The sequence below is a fragment of the Streptococcus oralis genome (genome assembly GCF_001579175.1).
In the GTDB taxonomy this organism is placed as follows: domain Bacteria; phylum Bacillota; class Bacilli; order Lactobacillales; family Streptococcaceae; genus Streptococcus; species Streptococcus oralis_O.
Genome location: NZ_KQ970760.1, coordinates 804,483 through 813,347, shown reverse-complemented (window position 1 = coordinate 813,347; position 8,865 = coordinate 804,483). Strand labels below are relative to the sequence as shown.

At 36.1% G+C, this 8,865-nt stretch carries 7 protein-coding genes and 2 pseudogenes; 1 reads left to right on the top strand and 8 read right to left on the bottom strand.

Annotated features, from left to right (window positions below):
• Positions 1 to 2,663: pseudogene (locus SORDD24_RS08365) on the bottom strand (toprim domain-containing protein); the annotation flags it as partial.
• Between the two features lie 11 nt (positions 2,664 to 2,674).
• On the bottom strand, positions 2,675 to 2,935 hold the full coding sequence (locus SORDD24_RS08360; RefSeq protein WP_061409485.1) for a hypothetical protein: 261 nt from the start codon (positions 2,933 to 2,935) through the stop codon (positions 2,675 to 2,677).
• A gap of 182 nt (positions 2,936 to 3,117) precedes the next feature.
• Here SORDD24_RS08360 and SORDD24_RS08355 point away from each other — a divergent pair, with 182 nt between their 5' ends.
• Positions 3,118 to 3,855 carry a hypothetical protein gene (locus SORDD24_RS08355; RefSeq protein WP_061409483.1) on the top strand — a complete coding sequence of 246 codons (738 nt, stop codon included), beginning with the start codon at positions 3,118 to 3,120 and terminating at the stop codon, positions 3,853 to 3,855.
• Between the two features lie 103 nt (positions 3,856 to 3,958).
• On the opposite strand, the gene mobP2 is transcribed toward SORDD24_RS08355, so the two are convergent.
• From mobP2 to SORDD24_RS08325, 6 genes and pseudogenes are all read right to left on the bottom strand, one after another.
• Positions 3,959 to 6,328 (bottom strand): MobP2 family relaxase, encoded by a 2,370-nt coding sequence (gene mobP2, locus SORDD24_RS08350; protein WP_061409481.1) that lies wholly within the window; start codon positions 6,326 to 6,328, stop codon positions 3,959 to 3,961.
• Between the two features lie 18 nt (positions 6,329 to 6,346).
• Positions 6,347 to 6,907 (bottom strand): hypothetical protein, encoded by a 561-nt coding sequence (locus tag SORDD24_RS08345; RefSeq protein ID WP_007520048.1) that lies wholly within the window; start codon positions 6,905 to 6,907, stop codon positions 6,347 to 6,349.
• A 10-nt stretch (positions 6,908 to 6,917) separates the two neighbouring features.
• A complete protein-coding gene (locus SORDD24_RS08340) occupies positions 6,918 to 7,367 on the bottom strand; it encodes a hypothetical protein (RefSeq protein ID WP_061409479.1) in 450 nt (149 codons plus the stop codon).
• 10 nt (positions 7,368 to 7,377) lie between these two features.
• Complete coding sequence (locus SORDD24_RS08335; protein ID WP_061409477.1) at positions 7,378 to 8,166, bottom strand: DNA/RNA non-specific endonuclease; 789 nt, start codon at positions 8,164 to 8,166, stop codon at positions 7,378 to 7,380.
• 2 nt (positions 8,167 to 8,168) lie between these two features.
• A complete protein-coding gene (locus tag SORDD24_RS08330; RefSeq protein WP_061409476.1) occupies positions 8,169 to 8,516 on the bottom strand; it encodes a hypothetical protein in 348 nt (115 codons plus the stop codon).
• Positions 8,509 to 8,825 (bottom strand): annotated as a pseudogene (locus SORDD24_RS08325) (hypothetical protein). The gene SORDD24_RS08330 and the pseudogene SORDD24_RS08325 overlap by 8 nt, the downstream one beginning before the upstream one ends.
• Between the last annotated feature and the right edge of the window lie 40 nt (positions 8,826 to 8,865).

The following is an 8,865-nucleotide window of genomic DNA, read 5'->3' as shown; positions in this document are numbered from 1 at the left end:
TCTACATTCTGCTGCTCTTCAGATGTTTTCGGACGATACTTAGATTGTGAAGACAATTGAAACTCCACTTCTTCTGAAGCCTCCATTATCTTAATGGGGTGAGTATCAAGACGTGATATCAAGTTATCCAATAATTCTCGATTTAAAATCACTTCTCCCTCTTGTTCTTCCAAATAGTGGAACAATGTGTTTGGTGTTGTCACAAAACCATGGGCAAAGTCTCTTGTTCCCGATTCAATCAATGGATACTCCAGCATTCGCTCAACCGATTGTGATAGATTATCAAGGGTTCTTTCACCAAAATAGACGCCGAAACTGTCACTTGAGAGGCTTTCTATCTGCTTGTTAGTACTGTAGGCTGCTATTGCAAGTTCACCAATAAATCGGGTTGAAATATCTACTCCCAAAGTTCTCTGATGAGGTTTCAATGCTTGATACAAGGAATCTTGCTCAGGAGTCCCTTTTTTCTTGTATAAATCAATCGTTTGATCATCAATAGAGGTCAAAAGTGAATGAATGGGAGACAACACTTCCATTTTTTTATCGCTGAGATATTTTGTAGGATGGCTATTTCCTAACTTTGCAAAGACATCATACAGATAGAAATCTGGTGCAAATTCGATTGATAATTCTCCAGATTGAATCCGATTATTTAATTTCTTAGTTAATACTTCGTTTTCCCGTTTTACCTCTTCATAGCTCATCAATCTTCCAGCATTCTCCTCTGTAGTGGTAATAGATTCTTGATTATCTGGAGTTTGTTTTTCTTCAACCGTCTTATCTATACTAGTCGGATCAATGACGACTGTTTTTTTATTTTCTATCGAAAATGTGAGATTGTCCCAATTTTTTTCTAACCACCCTGCTTCGTCTTGATTTTTTTCAATAGGCTCTGGTTGTGGTGAGATTGATTTTTCCTGATTCGAGGGCGTTAATCCTACATTTTCTTGCCTTTGTTTAGCAAGTAATTCATCCACCTTCAGTCTTTCCTCATCTGTTTTCGGATGATACTTGATTTGTGAAGATAATTGAAACTCTCCTTCTTCAGTCAACTCCAGGGCAACTCTTCGTAACCCTTTTACAAAATACGTATTTGGTTGTTTTTGCCACTGGTTCACTAGCCCCTCATCAATTAAGGCCTGTGCTGCTGGTTGAATGCTCGTTTTACCCATTTGTTCAGATATAGCCTCAAGTCTAGTCAACTCTTTTTGATAGCGTTTGAGAGTAGCTTTGGTAAAGAACGACTCCCCACGCTTAGCTTTTTCTAACTCTTCACGGATTCTAGGTATATTTTGAACACTCATCTCCAGACCACTTCCCTGACGATTCAACCCCATTTCTTTCAAATGTTGTTGGTGCTCCAGGCGCTCTACTCGCTCTTCCTGTTGCCTAATCTCATCCATCTTTGAGAAGACTTGACCTTCTATTTGTTCTTGCTTACGCATAAAGCTAGCACCGCCTCGCTTATCATTCACGGGTTGCCCATTTGTTAGTGCTTGGTGGGAATAAGCTCTTGAAATAGCCTCGTCTTGTTCACCCCTTAGTCTTTCCAATTTTCGACGTGCCTGGGCAAGACGACTGTTATCAGGCTTTTCTTCCTGTTGATTCTTTAGAACATCATTCCAGTCCGTTTTATCTTGTCCTGGTTTTAGTTCTGGTAGATCTGAATTGATGACAGCTCCTTTTGCCTCCAATTCTTGAATGAATGTTCTACCTGCTTTATCATTATCTAAAGCTAGGGTGATTAAATCCGCATTTTTCCCATCTTCAAAAAAGTGATGATCAATAGCCACTTGAAGTCCGTCTGCCATTTGTTCAGGTGTCCATCTAAGTGGTTGTCCTGAAATTTCAGCTTGAATTTGAGATAGATGACGGCCAATAGTCGATTCTTTCAAACCATCCATAGAAACTAATCTGACGTCCTGAAGACTATCCTTGTGCAATTCATAGTAGGACATTAAATCAATTGGACTCTCAGTAAAAATCAATCGTTTTGGACTGCCAATATCGACATGAATACCTGTCATAGGATCGGAATTTTTCATAATCACTTTAGCATATCCATGTTTTGGCCATTTCTCCCAATTCTCCTGGATTCCTTGTAAAGAGGCTCCAACAACTTCACCTGAAGAAGAAAGGGATTTGAATACAATAACTGGCTCAATCGTATTTGTCGTAACTCCAGCAGTGCCTTCCGCAAAGTAGTCAAGTTTGGCGTTAGCTTGAGCTAAAATACCCTGTTCCAAAAAATAATCAATCGTTTCATCCGACAATCCACGTTGATTCCGTAAGTAGTCTCTTCCAGCTGAAAACGGCTGCTCGTATTTCTCAAGATAGTATTTAAAATCTTCTTGAGGTCTTTCAACCATTTGAAACTCTTTAAAGTTTCCATCATTCAAAAAATCTACAGATTGGTTAAAACTTATTTCTTTTATCGTCTCAACCAAAGAAATCGCATCTCCACCTGTATTTCTAGAGAACCATTTCCATAAATTTGTATCAGGTGAAATAACTAGGCTATCATGTTCTTTCCATCGATAGTCTCGTCCGGATCGAACCAGATCCATCTGAAGCTCGTTTGCAACATCCAAAATATCTCTAGAACGTGCAAATTCAACACGTTCTTTACGAGTTTTTCCACGTCTTGATTCTTGTTCTGTCATATAAAATCTCCTTAAAATCCTTCATACTGTGGTTTATACGGCTCTTTCTCTACTTGTAGAAACGTTTCTGGATCTAAGTGAACCAATTCCCCTACTGAAAAAGATTCAAATAGCTCAGAATTTTCCTTAAAATCTAGAACCATTTCTAAATCAGAATTTCTTCCTTGACCCTCAAAATGCACTTGCTTGCTATCGGCATTCATTGCCGTAATTAACCATTCAGCTGAGAAATCAAAGTCTTCAACTGCTACATCTGGAAATACCAACTTCATTTTTCTTCTCCTTTCTCTTTTATCCCTCTATTCTATTCAATAACCAAAAAATCCCATTTAAAGGGACAATATAATTCCATTTTTCAGGATAATTTGCTCAAATTAAATTAAAAAATAATGACAAAAGCTTGACTATTGCATTAAAATGCGGTATAATTAATAGTGTAAGGAGGTATTGAAAATTGAGTAAAGCAGATTTTAACAAAATTCAAAAATTACTAAAGACTGTAACAGCTTATAGAATTTCTAAAGCTACTGGAATTGGTGACACTACAATCAGCAGATGGGTCACAGGAAAAACACCGATCGAAAAAATGAGTTTAGAAAATGCTATCAAATTGACAAAATATGCGGAGGAACTAACAATGATTTCAGCAAAAGAACTACTTGAAACTATTAAAAACAATGATGTGTCGTATGCTATTGTAAACGAGGACGGAGCAGTTTATTGCAATCTTGGTACAAGTAATATCATGGATATTTACGGTTACGATAGCGAAGATGGCCGCTTTTACGGTGTCTACGGCGATGCGGTCGGCGGTCAAATTGATAGCCGCAACGCCTCAGATGATGTCATTTTGAAAGCTATTCAACTAATGCTGGGATTGGGTGAGCCTGTAAAACGCTCAGAATTATCTATTGGTTCAGATTTCAAACAGACATTTGTAGATGGATATTTTGAGGCAGTCGAATTGATGAAACAGTCTGGTCTTATTCAGTCTCAGGAAGAAAACGAGAAAGTAAATGAGTGGATTGAGGCTCACAAGGACGTTGTAGGTTCAACAGTCAAACATCTATCATTTGGAACAGGAAAAGTGGTAGAAATCAAAGAAAATACAATTGTTATTGATTTTGAAGATAAAGGAAGAACATCTTTGGCACTTGAGGCAGTTGTAGAAAGTGATCTGTTAGAATTTTAAAGAATACCAGCTGAAAAAGCTGGTATTCTTTTATACAACATTCCATTCGTACAGCGAAAGCCGTGATTTTCCACGGCTTTTATTTGGCTCCAAACACCTCCCTTTATATACTTTGTCCTTTTTCCTCCAATTCTTGTCTCTCATCGCTTCTCTCACGTTCCATAAGGGCTTTTTTATTTGCACGTTGAGCCCTTTGAAGAGAATTGGTCAGATTTCTCATGAAATCTGTATTGATGATTGCTTTACCTTGGGATTGTTGGATATTTTTTCTTTGCAAGACCTTTCTTTCTTGCATTTTCTGTGAAACAGCTTGAGCTAACTGACTTTTCTGGTTACTTTCCTCCTCTGGCAACAATTTTTGATAGAGTAATTTGAGTTCAGAAAATCCCTTTGAATTCTCCTGTTTTAATTTTTGAACAGTTGCTTGATCAGTCGTTTGTGAAATTTCCTTGTTTCGACTATAAATCTGATGTTTCAACTGAAAAATAGAGATATGTGTCTGTAATTCTTCTACGTAGCTATCTTTCGTAACAGGATAGCCCTTTAGAATGGTCAAAACTCCTTCATCTTGAAGAGGTTGAATTGTAGCTAATTCCTCCTTCAAACGTTTAATAGGTGCTTGAATTGTTAATGAATCAGCCTTTTCTATAGAAAATGAAACACTATCTTCAAACTGGTTAGCAAGAGATTGTCTCAGAGATTGGTCTGCTTCACTCAGTTTATAATTTGGAGTCAGCTGCAATTCAGTCAGCTGCAGTCTTTGAAGAATCTCCTTCTTTTTTAATTCAACAAATGACTTATCCGTTTCAAGTGGTTGAATTTGATCAAAAAGAGTTTTACGAACTAATAAACTACTTTGTTTTTCTTCCAATAAACTCAATTTTAATGCATATCGGAACGTCCCTAACTCTTGACGTTCCTTCAATGATCGATCGCTTTTCTTTTTGGCCGCTTCTACAAGATCTTTCAAATCAGCTGAAGAGAATAGCGACAAGTCCCTTAAACTAAGTTGCTTCTGTAGTAAGTCTTCTTTCATCTGACTCACATCATAAACTAATTCCGTAACAAATTCAGGACGTCCCAAACCTGTTCCGTGTTTATCATAAGTAGCATAGACTGGTTTTGTGATTTCAAGAGGTTTCGCCCCATCTTTCAAATCATAACCCAGTTTTTTCCAGGCATCTAGTGTTTTGATAACACTTGCGTTAGGATCCTGGGCTAAAATTAATTTCTGATTCTTTACTGAGAAATTGGCCAAATTTTTTTCCAGCCGAACGTCAGCTATTTCAGGAGCATTCTCACGAAATAGATGCAAGATTTTATTTGCTAGTCGTTCTCTCAACTCCTTCTCTCGTCTCGCAATTAATTGCTGCAGATGATAGCCTGCAGCCTCCTGTTGTGTTTTCTCAAAACGACCATCAACTTTCCGAATCTTCTCGTAGGTTGATTTTTTTTCAGCTGAATAAGCTCCTCTATAGGTTTTTAGGAAGTCCTTTGTTTCTTTCAGAAATTCTTGATAGAGCTCTTTCCCATCATTTTCTAAATAGGAATCCAGATAGCGGTCGATGAAGAATTTGCTGACTGCAAAATCTCTTGCATTTGATCCATAACGCCATTTTTTATCCATTGGCAAATGATTATAAGCCTGCTCCAAAAAATTTTTTTCAGCTGAAGAACGCACCATCTGATTTCTAAATACAGAATTAATCAACTCACTTCTAATATTGGCCAAAATTTGTTCTCTTCTAACAATCATTCCTCTAGTCTGTTCATTTAACAGGCCATGAAAAACATCACTTTTAAAACGCTCAATGGTTTTTTGGGAAAAGTTCCCTCTATACTCCATTCGTCCACGAGGTCGATAGAAAAATTTTTCTCTTGCAGATTCAACTTCAGATAAACCAAAATGCACATGAATATTATCCGTGTTCAAGTGAATGTTAGCCCACCAAAATGATGAGTCGGATAATCCTTCTTTTTCAATCAACCTTGGCAATGCTTCACGTATGACCGACTTGATAGCTTGCTGATCAACTTTCCCAGTTTCCAAATCATATAATCCCTCCTTAGCCAGAAAGTCATTATCAAAAGAGATAACACCTTGCCATAGAAGGGAGCCATTTTGATAAGCCTGTTCTAACTTGCTTTTCAATTCAGTTACTTTGCTACGCTGCAAGTAATTGGCCTCTTCTGTAAAAATCGCTGTCATCTCTTCATTTTGATTTTCAGTAGCATAAGAACGATTCATATAATCGATGTACTCCTGGAAATTAAATTTTGTTTCTGGAACTTCAGCTTGGATTTTTTGTAGTTCATCTTCGGTTAGAGACTCAATATTTTGTCTGTGCGTTTCTAAATTTAATTCATTATCAACCTCGACAGCTTCGTCTCTATTGGTGTAGTCTACAAACCCACTATTTGCTTCTGTATATTGTAGCATGAAGGTAATACTTGGACTAGAAGACACGTTCATTATTTTCCTCTCTTTGAATTAAAATAGTCCATTTTTTCTTAAAAGAGCATAGTCTTTTAATAACGGTTGTAATTCTTCAGGTTCAACTTGAAAATCATTAATCCATCGTCCTGATTGAGAAATATGTAATTCTTTTTGCTCTTCAACAAATTGCATGGGAATCAACAAGATATTTGGTTTTTCTAACTCTGAACCACTTTCTCGTTCTAAAAAGGCGACAATAAAATCTTGATTTCCTTTTGTCCTCAATTGCCAGTGATGGGAGTTCCCGTTTTTCCTTTTATACAATGAGCTGTATTTTACATCAATCGTTAGACCATCTAGCCAAAAATCATATACTGGATTATTTTTCTTGAAATACTTATTCGCATCCGTTGCATCTGGAACATACTTTTGAAAAAGCTCCTCGGCCATTCCCCCGAGCTTAGCTGTCCTGGAACCATACTGAATTTTATCTTGAATTTTAAGGCAGCCACTCTTTATTAATTTCAAATGAGCTATATGAGTTGGCAGCCCTGACTGTTTCACCGCTTCATGAAAATCTCCTGTTTCTAAATAAATTTCAACAATATCTACCATTTACTGTACCTCAATGAGAATGTTTGATAGTTTGACCACGTGCAATATCTTCTTGAATAATATCGTTGATTCGTGCCATCAATTCATGTTGTGTAGGATCCAATCGTGAATGAATAGATTCCAATTCTTGAACATCAAAATCATCTTTCGTAATAGCATGAAAGTTGGTTAGTGTTAGATAGAGAATTTGATCAAGTTGACGATGAATTGCCTTGTTGTCATTTCCAGAATCAGAGGTATCCCCCCAATTTTTTTCCAGCTGAGTCAGTCGCTCATAGAAATTTTTTCCTTCTCCTAATTCAATAAAAAGTTTATAAAAAACTTCAATCAAAGTGACAAGTGTTGCTGAATTATTTCGATACTGTTTCTGCAAAGCAGACGATTCTTTCAAGTAGGATTTTATTTCCTTAAATTTTTCATGTGTTTCTTCGCTAAAATATAAGCTAAGTCTTGGATTCATTTTTCCCTCCTCAAATTTTCTGAGATGATCCTGTCAAATAATTGATTTTATATCCTGGTTGAATATTAAAGATATACACATCAAATGAGATCTCATCATCTTCAATACTCTGTGCTTCCATACGAACTCCTCTAGCAACTAATTCCACATTTCTAAAGATGGGAGTCACTCGATAGCGAACATGGTGGTTCGTATTTTTTATGTAGTTAGCAATTTTATTTTCATAGTAGACCATTGATGATTGTTCATCTTCAAAATTTGCATTTAAAGCACGTGTACCTGTAAATAAATTTTTAGCATTCGCATTTTCTCCACTTAATTGAAAACCAATTAAGTGAGAACGATTATATAAATAATCTTCTTTCCCGTTGAAAATTATTTTTTTATTTTTCCACCCTGTCGGTGTGACAGACGAAATAGATTCTCTGTCTTCTGTTGGCATCAATTCTTTTCCCAACATCGCTTCAGCAATTCCTACACGATTTAAAAAATCTAGATCAGAATATTTTTCCCAGCTGCCATTTTCTAAACTCAATTCGCTTTTTGTAAATTGTGATTTTTCATTGACGACAATGACCTGATTTTTTCCATCATACTCCTTCGATTTCAAATCATCATTTTTCAGAGTAGGATTCAAATTTGAGTCGGAATTTTTTTCTTCAGCTGAATCGGCTATGTTCAATTGATTCGGGATATCATTTTGTGTTAAGCCAGATTTGATAGCATTAAAATTGTTAGGTTGTACGATAAAGATTGCAAGAAAAATGAGAATGATGAACAGAGATTTATTCTTCTTCATTTTCAAACACCACCTGACCGTCGTTCAGCTTCAAGTGCTGATACATCATCCATAAAATGTAACCAATTTGTGATTAGTTCATTTACAATATCTTGTTTAACATTTAAAGCTGAAAGAGAAATTTCATTCTTCAACATCAATTCTAAAATCTGACTTTGTTGTTTTTTGATATCAGATAATGTTTCCGCAAATTGATTATTGTACAAATTCAATCCGTCATTCATTACGATATTTTGAACTTGCGATAACATAAACTCATTGAAACTTGGATAGTTATATTTTTTTGAAATAGCCTGAAGTTGTTCAAACATATCATCAGGAACATTTCTAATTAAAAAATTTTTAGTCATCACTTTCCACCTCCCCCTGATACTCTAACCAACGTGAAATATGATCGCCATAACAATCCATTTTTTCTTCAAATTCTGAGAGTATGCTTGTCTGTTTTTTCATTTGTTCCAGAACATGGTCAGAAGCTAATTTCATATTTTCTAAATGAGCCACATACAAATCTTGAGCACGATTAAATTTTCCGTACTCAATTTTTTCACGACAGATTGAGAGCAGAAAATCATTTAATGATTTGGCTTTATTTTTTTTGCAAGAGCTTTTAGATAGCTAACCTCTTCCTGTGTTAATCCTCTAATGAGAAGGTTCATCTGTATCCTCCATCTTATTATTTATTGTCCCAAAAGCAGG

What these genes read in the sequence shown, in the direction of transcription:
- SORDD24_RS08360 (WP_061409485.1), bottom strand. Translation starts at nt 2,935, where the DNA reads ATGAAGTTGGTATTTCCAGATGTAGCAGTTGAAGACTTTGATTTCTCA.
- mobP2 (WP_061409481.1), bottom strand. Translation starts at nt 6,328, where the DNA reads ATGAACGTGTCTTCTAGTCCAAGTATTACCTTCATGCTACAATATACA.
- SORDD24_RS08345 (WP_007520048.1), bottom strand. Translation starts at nt 6,907, where the DNA reads ATGGTAGATATTGTTGAAATTTATTTAGAAACAGGAGATTTTCATGAA.
- SORDD24_RS08340 (WP_061409479.1), bottom strand. Translation starts at nt 7,367, where the DNA reads ATGAATCCAAGACTTAGCTTATATTTTAGCGAAGAAACACATGAAAAA.
- SORDD24_RS08335 (WP_061409477.1), bottom strand. Translation starts at nt 8,166, where the DNA reads ATGAAGAAGAATAAATCTCTGTTCATCATTCTCATTTTTCTTGCAATC.
- SORDD24_RS08330 (WP_061409476.1), bottom strand. Translation starts at nt 8,516, where the DNA reads ATGACTAAAAATTTTTTAATTAGAAATGTTCCTGATGATATGTTTGAA.